The organism is Roseibium suaedae (assembly GCF_900142725.1).
In the GTDB taxonomy this organism is placed as follows: Bacteria; Pseudomonadota; Alphaproteobacteria; order Rhizobiales; family Stappiaceae; genus Roseibium; species Roseibium suaedae.
Genome location: NZ_FRBW01000001.1, coordinates 905,867 through 923,457, shown reverse-complemented (window position 1 = coordinate 923,457; position 17,591 = coordinate 905,867). Strand labels below are relative to the sequence as shown.

15 protein-coding genes are annotated in these 17,591 nt (G+C 61.0%); 6 read left to right on the top strand and 9 right to left on the bottom strand.

Translation table 11 applies throughout. From position 1 onward, the window contains the following. Window positions 1–101: 101 nt before the first annotated feature. Window positions 102–2,465 (top strand): transketolase, encoded by a 2,364-nt coding sequence (locus BUA94_RS04165; protein ID WP_073009162.1) that lies wholly within the window; start codon window positions 102–104, stop codon window positions 2,463–2,465. Between the two features lie 214 nt (window positions 2,466–2,679). On the opposite strand, the gene BUA94_RS04160 is transcribed toward BUA94_RS04165, so the two are convergent. The 5 genes from BUA94_RS04160 to BUA94_RS04140 all read right to left on the bottom strand — a co-directional run bounded on the left by BUA94_RS04160 (window position 2,680) and on the right by BUA94_RS04140 (window position 7,162). After that, complete coding sequence (locus tag BUA94_RS04160; RefSeq protein WP_073009160.1) at window positions 2,680–3,144, bottom strand: Lrp/AsnC family transcriptional regulator; 465 nt, start codon at window positions 3,142–3,144, stop codon at window positions 2,680–2,682. Between the two features lie 84 nt (window positions 3,145–3,228). Continuing rightward, the gene (locus BUA94_RS04155) at window positions 3,229–4,410 is read right to left on the bottom strand and encodes an ABC transporter permease (RefSeq protein ID WP_073009158.1); all 1,182 of its coding nucleotides are present in this window, start codon (window positions 4,408–4,410) and stop codon (window positions 3,229–3,231) included. Beyond that, complete coding sequence (locus BUA94_RS04150; protein WP_073010870.1) at window positions 4,407–5,333, bottom strand: ABC transporter ATP-binding protein; 927 nt, start codon at window positions 5,331–5,333, stop codon at window positions 4,407–4,409. The genes BUA94_RS04155 and BUA94_RS04150 overlap by 4 nt, the downstream gene beginning before the upstream one ends. Before the next feature lie 8 nt (window positions 5,334–5,341). Then, complete coding sequence (locus BUA94_RS04145; RefSeq protein ID WP_208979960.1) at window positions 5,342–6,337, bottom strand: HlyD family secretion protein; 996 nt, start codon at window positions 6,335–6,337, stop codon at window positions 5,342–5,344. 120 nt (window positions 6,338–6,457) lie between these two features. Beyond that, window positions 6,458–7,162: a ParA family protein gene (locus BUA94_RS04140; protein ID WP_073010866.1), complete on the bottom strand. Its 705-nt coding sequence runs from the start codon at window positions 7,160–7,162 to the stop codon at window positions 6,458–6,460. A gap of 304 nt (window positions 7,163–7,466) precedes the next feature. On the opposite strand from BUA94_RS04140, the gene BUA94_RS04135 reads away from it, so the two are divergent. From BUA94_RS04135 to BUA94_RS04125, 3 genes are all read left to right on the top strand, one after another. Next, window positions 7,467–8,360 carry an alpha/beta hydrolase gene (locus BUA94_RS04135; protein WP_073009156.1) on the top strand — a complete coding sequence of 298 codons (894 nt, stop codon included), beginning with the start codon at window positions 7,467–7,469 and terminating at the stop codon, window positions 8,358–8,360. A 139-nt stretch (window positions 8,361–8,499) separates the two neighbouring features. Further along, on the top strand, window positions 8,500–10,182 hold the full coding sequence (locus BUA94_RS04130) for a methyl-accepting chemotaxis protein (protein ID WP_073009154.1): 1,683 nt from the start codon (window positions 8,500–8,502) through the stop codon (window positions 10,180–10,182). A gap of 204 nt (window positions 10,183–10,386) precedes the next feature. Beyond that, complete coding sequence (locus tag BUA94_RS04125; RefSeq protein ID WP_073009152.1) at window positions 10,387–10,731, top strand: hypothetical protein; 345 nt, start codon at window positions 10,387–10,389, stop codon at window positions 10,729–10,731. A 48-nt stretch (window positions 10,732–10,779) separates the two neighbouring features. Here BUA94_RS04125 and BUA94_RS04120 read toward each other — a convergent pair whose 3' ends face one another. Continuing rightward, entirely contained in the window at window positions 10,780–11,226 is a 447-nt protein-coding gene (locus BUA94_RS04120) for a nuclear transport factor 2 family protein (RefSeq protein ID WP_073009150.1), read from the bottom strand. After that, on the bottom strand, window positions 11,216–12,265 hold the full coding sequence (locus BUA94_RS04115; RefSeq protein WP_073010864.1) for a ligase-associated DNA damage response exonuclease: 1,050 nt from the start codon (window positions 12,263–12,265) through the stop codon (window positions 11,216–11,218). Before BUA94_RS04115 ends, BUA94_RS04120 begins: the two co-directional genes overlap by 11 nt. Before the next feature lie 121 nt (window positions 12,266–12,386). Between BUA94_RS04115 and BUA94_RS04110 the strand changes: the two genes are divergently transcribed. Continuing rightward, window positions 12,387–14,900, top strand: coding sequence for a ligase-associated DNA damage response DEXH box helicase (locus BUA94_RS04110; protein WP_073009148.1), 2,514 nt, complete (start codon window positions 12,387–12,389; stop codon window positions 14,898–14,900). Then, entirely contained in the window at window positions 14,897–15,628 is a 732-nt protein-coding gene (gene pdeM / locus BUA94_RS04105) for a ligase-associated DNA damage response endonuclease PdeM (protein ID WP_073009146.1), read from the top strand. The genes BUA94_RS04110 and pdeM overlap by 4 nt, the downstream gene beginning before the upstream one ends. Before the next feature lie 76 nt (window positions 15,629–15,704). On the opposite strand, the gene BUA94_RS04100 is transcribed toward pdeM, so the two are convergent. Next, window positions 15,705–16,556: a TIGR02186 family protein gene (locus BUA94_RS04100; protein ID WP_208979959.1), complete on the bottom strand. Its 852-nt coding sequence runs from the start codon at window positions 16,554–16,556 to the stop codon at window positions 15,705–15,707. Next, window positions 16,553–17,482, bottom strand: coding sequence for a sulfite exporter TauE/SafE family protein (locus tag BUA94_RS04095; RefSeq protein ID WP_073009142.1), 930 nt, complete (start codon window positions 17,480–17,482; stop codon window positions 16,553–16,555). Before BUA94_RS04095 ends, BUA94_RS04100 begins: the two co-directional genes overlap by 4 nt. Between the last annotated feature and the right edge of the window lie 109 nt (window positions 17,483–17,591).

Genomic DNA, 17,591 nt, shown 5'->3' with positions numbered 1-17,591 from the left:
GAATGGTGGAATCCTGCAAATTCGACGTACAGACCAGCCATATTTGCTCAGAACCGGCTAATATAGCCAGCTACTCTCCACGGAACGCTGGAGGAAGACCCATGAGCAATGCCCATCTGAAGACCATCGAGCAGCGCCTGCTTTGGCTCTCGCACTGGATGATCCACAACGCCAATCACCTGCGCCCCAAGACGGATGGCATCAAGGTGGGCGGGCACCAGGCCTCTTCTGCCTCCATGGTCTCGATCATGACGGCCCTCTATTTCTCCGCCCTGAAGCCGGAAGACAGGGTCGCAGTCAAGCCGCATGCGTCCCCCATCTTCCACGCCATGCACTATCTCATGGGCAACCAGACCCGCGAGAAGATGGAGAATTTCCGCGGCTTCGGCGGGGTGCAGAGTTACCCGAGCCGCACCAAGGACATTGACGACGTCGACTTCTCCACCGGCTCGGTCGGCCTGGGCGTCGGCATTACTGCAATGGCCTCCATGGTACAGGATTTCATCACCGCCAAGACCTGGGGCAAGGACGCCCCGTTCGGGCGCATGGTCGCTCTGGCAGGCGACGCGGAACTGGACGAAGGCAACATCTACGAAGTGCTGCAGGAGGGTTGGAAGAACGACCTGCGCAACACCTGGTGGATCGTCGACTATAATCGCCAGTCCCTGGACGGCATCGTCCGCGAAGGCCTGTTCGGCCGGGTCGAGAAGATCTTTGAGGCCTTCGGCTGGGATGTCGTCAAGGTCAAGTATGGGGTGCTGCAGCAGGCCGCCTTCAAGGAACCGGGCGGCGGCAAGCTGCGCGCGTGGATCGATGACTGTCCGAATGCGGAATACTCCGCGCTGACCTATATGGGCGGCGCTGTCTGGCGCAAGCGGCTGATGGACGACCTGGGCGATCAGGGGGACGTGACCGCCCTCATCGAAGGCCGTTCGGATGCGGAGCTGGCCGCCCTGATGGAGAACCTTGGCGGCAACTGCGTCGAGACCATGGCCGATGTCTTTGCAGGCATCGCCCATGACCGGCCTGTCTGCTTCCTGGCCTATACGATCAAGGGCTGGGGCACGCCAATTGCCGGTCACAAGGACAACCACGGCGGCCTGATGACCAAGACCCAGATGGCTGACTGGCAGAAGCACATGGGTGTTCCGGAAGGTCAGGAATGGGAGCCCTTTGCCACGGTAAAGGACGTCTCCGGTCTCCAGTCCTTCCTGAAGACCGTTCCCTTCTTTGAAAATGGCCCGAGGCGCTTTTCGGATGACCGCCTGAGCGTGCCGGCGATTGCCATCGACACCGAGCGGGAAATTTCCACGCAAACCGCCTTCGGCAAGATCCTCGATGATCTCGCCAAGGGCGGCAGCGACCTAGCCTCCCGCATCATGACTACCTCACCGGATGTGACGGGCACTACCAGCCTTGGTCCCTGGGTTAACCGGCGCAAGCTTTTTGCCCGCAACGAACTCAAGGATGCGTTCATCGAGCACCGCATTCCCTCCACCGCCAAGTGGAACTTCGCGCCCGAAGGCCAGCATATCGAGCTGGGTATCGCGGAAATGAACTTGTTCCTGCTTCTGGGCGCTGCGGGCCTCTCCCACAGCGTCTGGGGCAAGCGTGTCATTCCCATCGGCACGGTTTATGACCCCTTCGTCTGCCGCGGCCTCGATGCGCTCAACTATGCCTGTTACCAGAACGCCCGCTTCATCATCGCCGGAACGCCGTCGGGCGTGACGCTTGCTCCCGAAGGTGGCGCTCACCAATCCATCGGCACGCCGCTGATCGGCATGAGCCAGGACGGCATTGCCGCCTTTGAACCCGCCTTTGCCGATGAGCTGGCGGTGATCATGGAATGGGCCTTTGACTACATGCAGCGCGATGGCGAGGGCGATCCGGACGAGCGCACATGGTTGCGCGATGATACCGGCGGCTCCGTCTATCTGCGCCTGACCACCAAGCCGATGGAACAACCCATCAGCCGCAGCGACGATGCCTTCCGCCAGGGTGCGGTCGACGGGGCCTACTGGCTGCGCAAGCCCGGCCCGAACTGCTCCGTCGTGATCGCCTATCAGGGGGCTGTGGCGGACGAAGCCATCGCGGCCGCCGGCATGATCGGCGAAACCCGTCGGGACATCGGCGTTCTGGCTGTCACCTCAGCCGACCGGCTCAACGCAGGCTGGACGGCCGCCCAGCGGGAACGCGCCCGTGGCAACCCGAATGCCAAGAGCCATGTGGAGACGCTGCTCGACCCGCTGCCCAGCCATTGCGCCCTCGTGACCGTCATCGACGGGCACCCGGCGACCCTGTCCTGGCTCGGCGCTGTCGCTGGCCACAAGACCATTCCGCACGGGGTGGAGCATTTCGGCCAGACCGGAACCATCGGCGACCTTTACCGCCACTTCCGCATCGACCGCACCGCCCTCGCCGCCTCCATCAGCCAGCTGACCAGCGGCAAGAAGGCCTTTGCCTGAGGAGGGAAAGGCCGCGTTCCCTCTTCCCTGCCCGCGTCAACTTCGCTCTAAGGGGCTGGATAGAGAACCCAGCCTCTCCTCCCGCCGTCATTCCGGGCTTGACCCGGAATCCATGCCGTTCCCCCTCCTGAAAGCACGGCCTTTCCTTGAGGCGAGGTCACGGAATGGATGCCATGGTCAAGCCATGGCAGGACGACGGAGAGGTGTTCTCCACCTAACCCAGCCGCGACATCTGGCCTTTCACGCGGCGGATGGCGAGGGAGGATTCGATGGAGGCGACACCGGGGACCTTGGTGAGGCGGCCAGTCAGGAAGCGCTCGAATTCTTCCATGCTGGAAACGGCAACGCGCAAGAGATAGTCCCGCGTTCCCGTCATTAGCCAGCAATCCACCACCTCGGGACAGGCAGCCAGCGCCTTTTCGAAACTCACCAGCCGGTCATCGATCTGCTGATCCAGTTTGACCGACAGGAAAGCCGTCAGGCCGAACCCCATCTTCTCTTCATCGATACGGGCCGAATAGCCATCGATGAACCCGGCCGTTTCCAGATTGTGGACCCGCCGGGCACAGGGGGTCGGGGAAAGCCCCACCCGTTCGCTCAGCTCCTGATGGGTCAGGCGTCCGTTGCGTTGCAGTTCGGCCAATATCCGCCGGTCGGTTTGATCAAGATCGCGCTTCATGCCCCGACGATGGCTGATTCAGCTCCAATCTTCAAGAAATCGAGCCAGATCCTCCAAACAGTGGTATCCCGCCCAACAGGCCGGTCAATCCAGCCGTTTCTTGAACCTCAGGGCCGCCAGCGTCAGCCCGATGACCAGAAAACCCGCCAGCCAAAGCGCATCCTTGTGCAATTCGGCAAGTCCGGCGTCCCGGAGCACGAAGCCACGGATCATCCGCATGAAATGGGTCGCAGGCAGAACCTCAGCGATATATTGGGCGATCACCGGCATGCCCTCATAGGGAAAGGCAAAGCCCGACAGCAGGATTGAGGGCAGGAGCACGAAGATGGTCATCTGCGTGGCCTGAAGCTGGCTCTGGGCAAGGGTCGACAGAACCAGCCCCAGAGACAGGCTGGAGCCGATGAACAGCAGCGTACCGACAAACAGATCCAGCATCCGAGCGCCCATGGGCACGTTGAACAGCACGTTGCCCAGACCAAGAATGATCGCCGTCTGGATCAGGCCGATGAAGATGTAGGGAATGATCTTGCCGATCATCAGCTCCATCGATTTGACCGGCGTGTTGATCAGCATTTCCATGTTGCCCCGCTCCCTCTCCCGCACGATGGCGGCGGAGGTGAACATGATCATGGTCATGGTCAGGATCATACCGACAAGACCCGGCACGATGTTGACGGCGGTGCGCTGCTCCGGATTGTAGAACAGCGAGACTTCGAAAGTCGGCGTCGAACGGTTGGGAGCCTTCCGGAAGACTTCGGTCAGAGGCATCGCCCGCAGGCTCTTGATCGCCGAGGCAATCATGGTGTCAGACCCGTCCACGATCCACTGCGCGACAGGCCGGCTGGTTTCCTCGTCGGTGGAAGCCGGTGTGCCGAGACCAATGCTGGAAGAGCGGGCAAGGCGTCCATCCACATCCGCCGGAATGATCAGCGCGGCGCGCACCCGGGCGGCCTTGATCGCCTCTTCGGCAGCTTCCGGCGTCGGCAGGCGTTCTGTGACCTTGACCACCTGTGTGGCCTGGACGATCTGGATCAGCGTCCGGCTGATGCCGGTCTGGCTCTGGTCGACCACGGCCACGGGAATGTCCCGCACATTGGTGTTGATCGCATATCCGAACAGGATGAGCTGGATCAGAGGGATCATGATGACCATGCCGAAGGTCATCCGGTCCCGCCTGAGCTGCGCCAGTTCTTTCGAGAAGATCGCCCAGATGCGGCGCGCGGAACGGCGGGGAGAAAGGCCGGTTGGCCGTTTTGGTGCACTCATTGCCGCCCCTCCCCTGTGGAAGTGACAAAGACGTCTTCCAGATTCGGCCGGACCTGTTCGATCAAGGTTGCCCCTGCGGTCTCCGCCCTGCCGGTCAGAAAGGCGACAGGATCGGAAATGGATTTGCTGACAAGCACACGCAGCCGCGCTCCAAGCTGGGCGGCAGACACGATGCCCTCGACCGTCAGAAGCTTCCGCCTGATTTCGCGCAGGGTCGGGCCTTCCAGCTCGACAACGCTGGCGCCCATGGCGTTCATCAGATCCTGCGGCCGGCCATCGGCCCGCACTTGCCCCGCTTCCATGATCGCAATCCGGTGGCAGCGTTCGGCTTCGTCCATGAAATGGGTGCTGACGACAATGCTGGTGCCGGCATCGCACAGATCGAAGAGCTGCTCCCAGAAATGGCGGCGCGATTCAGGATCGACCGCAGAGGTCGGCTCATCCAGGAACAGAAGCTGCGGCTCATGCAGGACGGCGGCGGCAAGGGCAAGGCGCTGGCGCTGACCGCCACTCATCTTGCCCGCAAAGCGGTCGGACAGCTCCGTCAGCTCATAGCGTTCCAGCAACTCGGCGATCCGCCCCTTTTGCGCGGATGGCTCAATCCCGTAGATTTCCGCCATGAACTTCAGGTTTTCCATGACCGTCAGATCGCCATAGAGCGAGAAAGCCTGGGTCATGTAGCCGATGTGATACTTCAAGGCCTCGGCGTCACGGGGCACGCTCATGCCGAGCACCTCGACAGTGCCTGCGCTCGGCGTCAGCAAGCCGGTCAGCATCCGCATCGCCGTCGTCTTGCCGCAGCCATTGGGGCCGAGGAAACCGTAAATCATGCCCCGTTCGATGGTCAGGTTCATCCCGTCCACCGCCTTGAAGCCCTTGAAGGACTTGGTCATCCCCCGCGCGGTGATGACTGTTTCACCCATGCCGGCACTCACTTGAGGAGAACCTGGGCCGGCACGCCATCCGGCAGGCTGGAGGCGCTGTCGGGCAATTGCACCTCCGCCACATACATCAGCCGCGCCCTGTCGGACTGGTTGAGCGCATAGTAAGGCGTGAAAGAGGGTTCGGACGAAATCCAGCGCACGGTCCCTTCCATGGTCTGGTCCAGACCATCGATGCGGACTTGCAGCTTGTCGCCTTCCTTGATGGCAACCCGGTGCGGCTCGGGCACATAGACCCGCGCATAGGGCGCTTCGCCTGCCAGCAGCACCGCCAGAGGGCTGCCGACGGTCACCCGTTCACCCAGGTTCCAGGGCAGGTTGTTCAAGGTGCCATCCCGGGAAGCGCGGATCGTGAGATCGTCCAGGGTCTTTTCGGCGCTGGCAAGGATGGCTTCAGCAGCTTCCAATCCGGCCCTGGCAATGTCGAGGTCTTCAGCTCTCGCTCCATTGACCAGCTGGCGCAGCTGTTCCTGAGCAATCTGCAGCTTGGCTTCGGCGGAATCCCGTGCGGCCTGGGCCGTATCCAGCTGTGCCTGACTGGAGGTGCCGCGGCCGGTCAGATCCTGCGTGCGTTTGTACGTGGTGTCCGCTTCCAGCAAGGAGGCCTTGGCACCGGCCACGGTCGCCCTGGCTTCCGCGATTTCTTCCTCGCGCGCGCCATTTTGAAGCTTGGTCAGCTCCGCCTTGGCCTTGGAGACTTCTGCCCGGGCCTGATTGACGATGGCCTGCTGGGCCGTATCGTCCAGCTTGACCAGAATGGTCCCCTTCGTGACCTTCGTTCCCTGGGGCACCGGCAGGTCCATGACCACTTCCGCAGCCGTTGCCGTCAGCGCCACACGGTCGCGCTCCAGGGTGCCGAGAGCGGTGGACCCGTCGTCCTCCCAGCAGCCGGCAAGGGGCAAGGCAGCCAAGGCCAACACGAGTGAGCGTGGAACAAACCGGCACAGCATTGCAGAACCCCCATAGGTCAAGGGTGGAAAGTTCATTCCTTCCCACCCTCTGAATCATCGGGAGCTTAGCGCGATCAGACACATCGCGACAAACGGGTATTCACCTAGTCGGCACACTCTAAATGAGCTGCCCCGATGAAATGCCCATGCTGAAGGTCAACCTGCCCGCTTGAAGACGTGATACCAGCGCCGGGTCGGCAGCACCTGCACCCGCTCCAGGATTTCAGCTGCAAACAGCGCGGCGTTTTCCTGGGCCTTGTCCAGATTGGTCACCTGGCGCGGATCCTGGGCTCGAAGACCACCGCCAAACTCGAAGAGATCGCGATAGGCAGCCCGCTCCACGATCGGCGTCATCAGCACGTCAATGCCCTTGACCGCCAGGAACTCCTGCACGGCCTTCAGCGCCCGGGTGGTCACGGCCGCGTTGGTGCGGGTCAGGGCCACGCAATGGCGGATGTCATGCTTGACCACCTTCTCCAGCTTCTTGATCAGCGTCAGGATCTTGGCGCCGCCCCGGGCATCCATGCTGGAGCCCTGGATCGGCACCACGACGAGGTCGGACACGGACAGCGCATTGGCAACGATCAGGTTTTCAGTGCCTTCAAGATCCACGATCACATAATCGCTGTCCTCGGCCGCATCCATGATCTGCTCCGCCAGGGACGCCGGTGTGATCTGGCTCACCACGGAGATATTTCTTGGCCGCCCGGGGAGATCTGCCCAAGTAGAGATCCATTTCTGCGGATCGGCGTCGAAGATCGTCACACGCTTCCCCCGGTCGGCAATTTCCGTCGCAAGCAGAAGCGCTGCTGTGGTCTTGCCCGCTCCACCCTTGGCATTGGCAAAGGAAATAACCGGCATGTTCATTTCTCCTGGCTTGACCCGAAAGACGCCTTCTGCGCCCTCACCTTTGGAAAGCAAGTCTCAGGAAATTATGGTTACCAATCCATTAACTGCGCCCAGAAGGATCGTTTTTCTTCAAGGACCTAGGAAAAACACCAATGCAAAATGCAATTTTCTTACGCAGTTCTGACAGGAGCCGGAGCAGGAAACTGTCCCCGCCCTTCGTTTCGCATCTGCTGTCCCTGCATTGCGGCGCAGGGGGCGAAGCGTCTATGATTTGGGCAAATCAGCCTTGATAGGGCAACCGGTGGGAAGGAGCATCATGCGACAGTTTCGGGCAACGGCTTGGGCAACGATACTTGGTCTGGGACTGGCCTTGACCGGAGCGGTCCATGCTCAGGCAGAGGCCCTGGCCCCGTACAAGGACAAGCTGTTCCGCTACCCGAAGATTACCGCCACACATTTTGACGGCGATTTCGTCGCCGTCGACTATTCCAAGCAGAGAGACCTGCGCGACCGGGACAAGGTCGACGAGCAGGAAGTCTTCGGCCACTACGTCTCCTACAAGCCCAAGAGCAGCCAGGAAGATTATACGCTTCAAGCCAATGGCCGCGCGATCCGCTACATGGGGGTCGGCAAGGCGAAGGGTGGCGCGAAATTCGTGGTCATCTATATTCACGGCCAGGGCGGCAACCGCTTTCAGGGCATGAACGACGTCAGCTTTGGCGGCAACTTCAACCGCATCAAGAACCTGATGGTCCGCAATGGCGGCGCCTATCTGTCTGCCGACATTACAGACTTCACCGGCAAGGGCACCCAGGACATCACGGCCCTGGTGCGCTATCAAAAGCAGCTGTCTCCCGGTGCGAAGGTCGTTGTCTCCTGCGGCTCCATGGGGGGCATCATCTGCTGGAACCTGTTGAAATCGGACACATCCGCCAGTCTGCTCAGCGGCGTGATGCTCATGGGCTCGCCAAATGACCCCGCAATCCTGTCCCGCTCAGTATTGAGCCGCCGCGTGCCGATCTACATGGGCCATGGCAGCGACGACAGGGTTTACAACTGGGAAGAACAGGCAAACTTCTTCAAGAAAATCCGCGAAAGCGCACCTGGATACCCGGTCAAGTTCACGCTGTTTGACACCGGCAGCCACGGCACGCCGATCCGCATGACTGACTGGCGGCTGATCCTGAACTGGATGTTCGCGCAAGGCTAAATTTCTCAACCTCCTAAATAAAACATCCAGAAGTTGATTTAAATACGATAGATCCTGACACTTTCGCCAAGGTAACGAAGAGTAAAGGCAAGTCAGTAAGAATACGTGCCAGACAGAATATTCCCAGAAGGACTCTGGCATGAAGATCTCAACCAAGGTTATGGCGCTGTTCTCCGGCATCATGATTGCTGTCATGGCGTCCGGCATGATCACCTACCTGACCGCGAAACAGGTTGGCTCGGATGGCCTCGCGCTCGGGAGAGAGCTGGCTCCCCTTGGCGATGCAGCCATGGAAATCAAACTATCCGCAACCCACGCCCACCTTCTCTTTGAAGAGATCATGTCCGGCGATGCGGGTGAAAGTATCGATGAGGTCTGGGGACTTCTGGAAGATACCCGTTTCTACGCCAACGCAGTGATCAATGGCGGTACGAATGACGAGGGCACGTTCTACCCGACAGAATCCGAGACAGTCCGGTCCAAGATGGCGGAAGTGCTCAAGCAACTCGACACGTTCGTCGACGTCGCCCGTGCCCGCTACACCAATGTCGGCAAGGACATTGCTGGCTCTGACGCAGACGTGAAATTTGATGCCTCCTTTGAGGCGCTGATCTCTCTCGCGGATGAAGCAGAAGAAGTCATTCACGACGACATGGACCAATATGCGTCCGACCTGGAAAAACGCATCGAATGGGCTGGTACCATTCAGTTGATCGGCGTCGGTGTCTGCATGCTGGTGGCGATCCTTGGCTGGATCTTCCTGAGCAAGCGGGTCGCGAGCCGGGCGGGAGAACTGGCGGAAGCTGCCCGCGCCTTTGCCGATGGCAACACCAGCCATGCCCTCCCCCAATGGCAGTCCTCCGATGAGATGGGCGAGCTGAAGCAGGCCCTCAGTGTGTTCCAGGCTTCGGTCATGGAACAGCAGCGCCTTTCGGAAGAAATCCGGCAGCGCGAACAGGCGAGCGAAGAAGACCGCCGCAAGCTGCTCTCCGATCTTGCCCAGCAGTTCCGCTCCCGCACCGACCGGTTCCTGACGGATCTGGATTCCGCATCCGGCGATCTGACCTCCGCCACGCAGCTTCTGGGAGATGTGGCAGTCTCCTCCAGTGAGACCGTCAGTGGCACGGCTTCCTCCGCAGAACTCGCCTCCCACAGTGTCGAAACCGTCGCGTCAGCCGCTGAAGAACTGTCCGTGTCGATCATGGAACTCGGACGCCAGATCGAGACCACCGCCAAGGTGGTCGCGGAAGGCACCAAACAGGCGGAAACGAGCAACGAAAACATCGAAGGCCTTGCGACTGCAGCAGAGCGCATTGGCGAAGTCATCACGCTCATTCAGGCTATTGCCGAACAAACCAACCTCCTGGCCCTCAATGCCACCATCGAGGCAGCCCGCGCCGGGGAAGCCGGCAAGGGCTTTGCCGTTGTGGCTGCGGAAGTGAAGGAGCTGGCCAGCCAGACCGCCCGGGCAACCGACGAAATCAGCACGCAGATTTCCGCAATCCAGTCGTCTACCGCCACGGCCGTGAAGGCGATCGAAGGCATCACGCGCACCATGCGTACGATTGACGAGCACACCCGCTCGATCAACGAGGCCATCGAACAGCAGGGCGCTGCCACGGGCGAAATTGCCAGCAACTCCCAGAACACCGCATCGCGCACCAGCGAAGTGACCGAAAACATGGGCCGCCTGCAGTCCAGCACCGAGAAGGTGAACGAGGCGACGGTTCTGGTTCAGACCTCCAGCGACCTGGTCAGCCGCCAGACCCGTCAGTTGCGCGGCTCCGTCGAGGAATTCCTGAAGCAATTGACCGCAGCCTGATTAAGGCCTCAGCCCGAAACAGACCCTCAAGAGGCCGCAGTCCGCCAAAGGCTGCGGCCTTTTTCGACGCCGATACGCGCGACAGGCAAGGACTAAGCCGGGGAACTTTTTAACCTCAGAAGAGTTAAACCCTCGACATTTCGCCATATTGCAGTGCAATAATGTCAAAATCCGGCGCTTACGCGTTCTCTTCGGACACGGAACATGAGCAATTTCAAGGCGATCATAGACCTATTCGGTTTCACCGAAGAAGGCGCGGCCCAATTTCTGAGCGTCGATCAGGCGCAGATATCTCGCTGGTGCAACACGGCGGACGGCCCGCCCGTGGAAGTCTGGCAGGCCCTCGTATCCTTGTTCGACAAGATCCGCTTTGCCGCCGAGGATGCCGCAAAATCTGCCGATCTGGATCATCTCGATGCATCCGACCTGAACCGGATCGCCCTGATTGTTCCCGACAGCCTCGCTGGTGAGACCGGGATCGACCAGACAGGCCCCCGAAGAGCTGCCACGGCCATGGCCGTCACAACTCTCGCACGGGTGTTTGTCTAAGGCCCTGGTCCAAGGTCCTAGGCAGAGTTTCAGAAAGCGGTCCAGGACTTATTCATTGATGATCATGACGATGGACCAGGCCTCGCCGTCAAACATCATGTGATAATGGCAAGTGAACTCGAATACGGCTTCACCGTCCGCATTCTCCTGCTGCCAGTCGAGGCTCACCATGGCCGTGATGCCGCTGATGTGGCTGGCTGAAACCTGGAAACTTGAGAGGCTCACGCCTTCCTTGTCGAGGGCCTCGAGCAGCGCCTCGATGTTTTCCATCAGCTCGTCTTCATCATGAAAGACATAGCCGCGGTCGTGCTGCCAGATGGTGGCAGGCAACGCAAAGCAGTCGCAGATCTGCTCCGGATCAAAATCGTTGAAGCCGGCCAGATAGTCTTCAAAGAGCGCCGCAATTGCCTCTTCGGATTCGACCTGATCACTGACCTCTCCGGAGATCTCGTCATCGCGGGTCAAGTCCAGTCCTGCGTCCCGGTCATCCGACATGATTTTGCGCTCCCGCCTGTGCTTCAAAGTGAACGGGGCCATCAGCCTCCTCCCCGTCTCCGTAGCCTATCATATTGAGCGGCCGTGCCTTTCGTCCATGGGTTTCACACCAATATACAAGGGCTTCTTCAGCACCATGGGTCACCCAGACCTGCTCGGCACCGGTTTCGCCGATGGTCCGGCACAGGTCGTCCCAGTCAGCATGATCGGAAACCACGAGAGGTAAAACGGCACCTCTCTGCCGGGCTCTCGCCCTGACACGCATCCAGCCAGAGGCAACCGCCGTGACGCAGTCGCCAAAACGGCGGCTCCAGCGGTCCGTCAACTGCCCGGGCGGACACAGTACAATCTCACCCGCCAGTTCCTTGCTGCGGCTTGCGACAGGCTCGACCATCCCCAGATCGATACCCTGTGACTGGTAATACTGCGTCAGCCGCTCCAGCGCTCCGTGAAGATAGATCGTCCGCTCATAGCCAGCTGCCCGAAGCTCGGCGATGACCCTCTGTGCCTTTCCGAGTGAATAGGCTCCGACAAGATGCACCTTTTCGGGAAAGAGACCGAGGGAAGCCAGAAGCTTGCGGACCTCCTCGCCCGCAGGCGGATGCCGGAACACCGGCAACCCGAAAGTCGCCTCGGTGATGAACGTCTCGCAGAGCACAAGTTCAAAGGGCGCGCAGGTCGGGTCGGCCCGGCGCTTGTAGTCCCCGGAAATGACCGTGCGCCCGCCTTTACCCTCAAGGCGGATCTGCGCGGACCCAAGCACATGACCTGCCGGATGCAGGGAGATGGTCACGCCGGAGACCTGCAGCCTCTCGCCATAGTCCAGCGACTGAGCGCTGGCGCAAAAGGCCTCGCCATAGCGGATTGCCATGATGTCGAGGGTCTGCCGCGTTGCCAGTACGGCTCCATGCCCCGCCCTTGCATGATCCGCATGACCATGCGTGATCAGAGCGCGCTCGACCGGGCGAACCGGATCGATATACGCATTGATCTGAGGACAGAAAAGCCCCTCCGGAGTCTGGGTCAGAAGATTGGACATAAGGAGAGTGTAGGTTTCCCGTTGGAATAATCCAGACAGCCGTTTGCCGTGATTGTTCTTTGCCAGCCTCGAGCAATGGTTCTCCTCGCCTTCCCGCCGGATCGGACATACATAGAAGGTCATGCAAACCGGCCTTCTTCCTCCCCGATTCCAGACCTGGTTCCAGTCTCGCGGCTGGTCACCCCGGCAGCATCAGCTCGATCTCATCGGCAAGCTGGCGGAAGGAAAGTCGACACTGCTGATCGCACCGACGGGCGCGGGCAAGACCCTTGCCGGCTTTCTGCCGAGCCTGGTCGAACTCGATAGCGAAGCAGGCCGCAGAAAGCCCGGAAGCGCAGGCAGCAAGGGCGTTCACACGCTCTATATCTCCCCGTTGAAGGCGCTTGCGGTCGATATTGCCCGGAACCTTGAAGCGCCTGTTGCGGAAATGGGTCTCAAGATCCGGATCGAGACCCGTACCGGCGACACGCCGACCCACAAGCGGCAACGCCAGAAGGTCAACCCGCCGGACATGCTCCTGACCACGCCGGAGCAGATCGCCCTGCTCCTGTCCGATCCGGCATCGGAACAGGTGCTCAGGTCCGTGCGCACGGTCATTCTGGACGAGCTGCATGCGCTGGTTACCTCCAAGCGCGGTGACCTTCTGGCTCTGGGCCTGGCCCGTCTGCGCCGGCTTGCTCCGAACCTCAGAACCATTGGTCTGAGTGCGACCGTCGCCCAGCCGGAAGATCTGCAAGCCTATCTGGTGGGCCAGCCGGATCCGGAGCACCGCGCCCTGGCGGATCTGGTGGAGGTGAAGGGCGGGGCCAAGCCGGATATCTCCATTCTGGACTCCGGCGAGCGCCTGCCCTGGGCGAGCCACACGGCCCGCTATGCGGTGGAGGATATGTACCGGCTCATCAAGGGACACCAGGTCACGCTGCTGTTCGTGAACACCCGCTCCCAGGCCGAAAGCATCTTTCAGGAACTCTGGCGGATCAACGAGGACACGCTGCCGATTGCCCTGCACCACGGCTCCCTGGACGCAGGCCAGCGGCGAAAGGTGGAAGGCGCGATGGCAGCCGGTGTCCTCAGGGCGGTGGTCGCCACATCCTCCCTGGACATGGGCATCGACTGGGGCGACATCGATCTGGTGATCAACATCGGCGCGCCCAAGGGGGCCAGCCGTCTTGCCCAGCGCATCGGCCGCGCCAACCACCGCATGGACGAGCCGTCCAAGGCCATCCTGGTCCCGGCCAACCGGTTCGAGGTTCTCGAATGCCAGGCCGCCCTCGCCGCCTCGGAAGACGGGGACCAGGATACGCCTCCCCTGCGCAAGGGGGCGCTCGACGTGCTTACCCAGCACCTTCTCGGCCTCGCCTGCGCAGCGCCCCTCGACGCGGAAGAGACCTACAATGAGATCCGCTCCTGCGAGACCTACCGGCATCTGAGCCGCGAGAGTTTCGACCGGGCGCTGGATTTCGTCGCGACCGGCGGCTACGCGCTCAAGACCTACGACCGATACGCGCGGCTGAAGCTGGACCAGAACGGCCACTGGCGCATTGCCAATCCCAAGATCGCCCAGCAATACCGGTTGAATGTGGGCACCATTGTCGAAGCCCCCATGCTGAAGGTCAGGCTGGTGCGCTCACGGGCGGAGGGCCGCCGGACACCGGTCGGCCGCGGCGGGCGGGTTCTGGGGCAGATCGAGGAATGGTTTATCGAGCAACTTGCTCCCGGCGACACCTTCATCTTCGGCGGCGAGATCCTGCGTTTCGAAGGCTTGAGCGAAAACGAGGCCCAGGTTTCGAGGTCCAAGGCCCAGACGCCGATGATCCCCTCCTATCAAGGCGGCAAGTTTCCCCTCTCCACCTATCTTGCCGACCGGGTGCGCGGCATCCTGTCCACGCCGCAGAGCTGGCAGCGCCTGCCCTCTCAGGTGCGCGAGTGGCTGGAGCTTCAGCAGGACAAATCTCGTCTGCCGGACCGCAATGGACTGCTGGTGGAAACCTTTCCCCGTGCAGGGCGCCATTACATGGTCTGCTATCCGTTTGAGGGCCGCCTTGCCCATCAGACCCTCGGCATGCTGCTGACGAAGCGGCTTGAGAGATGGGGCGCGCGCCCGATGGGCTTTGTGGCCAGTGACTATGCCCTGGCCGTCTGGGGCCTTGGTGACCTGCAGACCCTGTTTTCCAGCGGCAAACTGAGCCTGGACACCTTGTTCGAGGAAGACATTCTCGGCGACGACCTGGATGCCTGGCTGGCGGATTCCAGCCTGCTGAAGCGCACCTTCCGCAACTGCGCGGTCATTGCCGGACTGATCGAGCGCAGGCATCCGGGGCAGGAAAAATCGGGCCGCCAAATAACTGTTTCCTCCGACCTCATTTATGACGTATTGCGGCGTCATGAACCCGGCCACATCCTGCTGGAGGCGACCTGGAACGATGCCGCGGAAGGACTTCTGGATATCTCACGGCTGGGCGAACTTCTTGCCCGCATCAGGGGTCGAATCGCGCATACTTCCTTGCAACGCGTATCCCCTCTGGCTGTCCCGGTTCTCTTGGAAATCGGGCGCGAACCGATTTACGGCGAGGCTATGGAAAGCATCTTGAGTGAAGCTGCGGATGACCTCGTGAGCGAGGCGATGAGCAAATGAGTTTGCTGCCGTCCCATATGCGCGACTTCATGGTCGTCCCGGTCTGCCATGACATTCAGATCAATGGCCAGACCATCGGCTTGCACGACAGCGGCGTTCTCTGGTGGCCGGAAGAATCCACCCTGGTTGTCGCTGATCTTCACCTTGAAAAAGGCTCATCCTACGCCCGGCGCGGCGTGATGCTGCCGCCTTATGATACCGCCGCAACGCTGGAAAAGCTGGCTGCGGTGATCGACGCCTTTGACCCGGCACGAGTCATTGCCCTCGGCGACAGTTTCCATGACATGGGCGGCTCCGACCGTCTTCCCCCCGCATACCGGGCCATGCTGACCACCTTGCAGCTGAACCGGGAATGGATCTGGGTCACCGGAAATCATGACCCGATCGCGCCTGTGCGGCTGTGCGGGGAAACGGTCGACGAAATCACCCTTGGTGCCCTGACGTTCCGCCACGAACCCGTTGAAGGCATCAATGCGGCCGATGGCGAGGTTTGCGGACACCTGCATCCCGCAGGCCGTGTGCGCCGCTTTGGACGGTCGCTCCGCCGCCCCTGTTTCGTCACCGACGGCTCGCGGCTTGTTCTGCCGGCCTTTGGCGCGCTGACCGGCGGCCTGAACGTCATGGACAAGGCCTATGAGACCCTGTTCGAGAGACGCCGCTTCTCGGCCTTTCTCCTCGGCGAAAACCGGCTTTATCCCTTCACGGCCTCGCGCCTGATCGCCGACTGAACCAGCTTCTTCCCAGCATTGACCATGCGCCCATTCAATGGGCGCATGATTTTCTTCGTGAAAGTGGAAGAACCGTTTAGTCGCGGCGGAAGATGACGCCTGCCAGCCAGCCGGTCAGAACCGCCAGTACAACCGCCAGCAATCCGTAGAAGAACGGGTAGTTCCGGGACAAGTTGAAGGTCAGCTGCTCGAAGCCGACCTTGCCGACATAAAGCTGCGCTTCCTGGCGGGCCAGAAGTGAACCATCTTCAAACAGAAAACTGCGCACCTTGTAGGCCCCGACCGGAATGTTGGCCGGTAGTGGAACCGTTGTCCGGAACATGGTGTTGGTCAGGAACTGGATGGCGCCGGGGCGCTCGGAATAGAGCCCCTCCTGCTGCCGCAGCTCCAGGAAGGCCTTGCGGAAATCATCCCGGTCATTCACCGGCACCCCGGAATGGCCGGAGACCGGCAGATTGAGGTGGAAGAGGCCGATGGCATTGTCATCCAGCACATCCCGGTGCGCCAGATCACCGACATTACGGGTCGTGGCCGCAGCATAGAAGGACGGCACGTTCTGGAAGGTCTCGTAGTGACGGTTGATCCAGACACCCAGAAAGCGGTCCTTGCGGCGGGTGGTGATGTCCTGGCTGGGGCCTTCCACGGTGATCGCCAGATCGTATTTAGAATCCGGATGGCTCTTCTTCAGACCATCGGAGATCTGCCCGAAGATGACGATCTCGGTTCCTGTGAAATTGGACTGGATCGAGACGATGTCGGACGACATGGACGTGACCAAATCCTGGGTCGCGATTTCCTGCTGCCCCCCAGCCTGAGTCGTCTGCCCGAGCTTGACCTGTGCCATGGTCATCGACGAGGACGCCAGCAGCGAAAGGGCGACGATGGCCCCGGCCAGCGGGGATGTCAGGCAGCTCGCGAAGGAGGTCATGCGCCAGCCCCCTTCATGATCGCGATGGAATAGACGTTTTCAGGTGTCAGCAGCAGGTCGATAGCGAAGCGAAGGCCGACGCCCAGCACGAGCAGCGCCAGCAGCAGGCGCAAATGCTCCCCGCGCAGGTTCTGCCCCATGCGCGCGCCAAACTGTGCGCCGATCACGCCGCCGATCATCAGCGTCAGCGCCAGAACGATATCGACAGTCTGGGTCGACATGGAATGCAGGATTGTCGCCGCCGCCATGGTGAAAAGGATCTGCAGCAGCGACGTGCCGATGACGATGCCGGTCGGCACCCGCAGAAGATAGATCAGCGCGGGCACCATCATGAAGCCGCCGCCTATGCCCAGAACCGTGCCCAGGAAGCCGATGGAGCTGCCGAGGAACAGGATCGGTATCACGCTGACATAGAGCTTGGATTGGCGGAACCGCATCTTGAACGGCAAGCCGTGGATCCAGTTGTGCTGCCCGGGACGCCGGGCCGAGGGAACGTGACCCGTGCGCCGGCGGCGGATCGCCCGGAGCGATTCCACCAGCATCAACCCGCCAATTGTGCCCAGAAAAGTCACGTAGGAAATGGAAATGACCAGATCCAGCTGACCGAGGGACTGCAGCACATCGAAGAGGACAACACCAAGCGCGGATCCGGCGATACCACCGATCAGCAGCATGAAGGCGAGCTTGAAGTCGATCGCCTTGCGGCGCCAGTAGGTGATAACCGCCGAGGCGGAAGAGGCAACGACCTGGGTCGTGACGGTCGCCACGGAAACCGCAGGGGGAATGCCTGAGAAGATCAGGAGCGGGGTCAGTAGAAAACCGCCACCAATGCCAAACAGCCCCGAGAGGAAGCCCACAGCTCCTCCCATGCCGAAGATGACAAAGATGTTGACCGGTATCTCGGCGATGGGCAGGTAAAGTTGCACTGTAACTGGCCGAAGTTTGCGGGCGCCCGGTCCGGGATCCTCTGAACGACTACTGGTTAAAGACCCTCTTTGGAAGGTCTGTCAACCATGACAAACGGGGGGCTCCGCA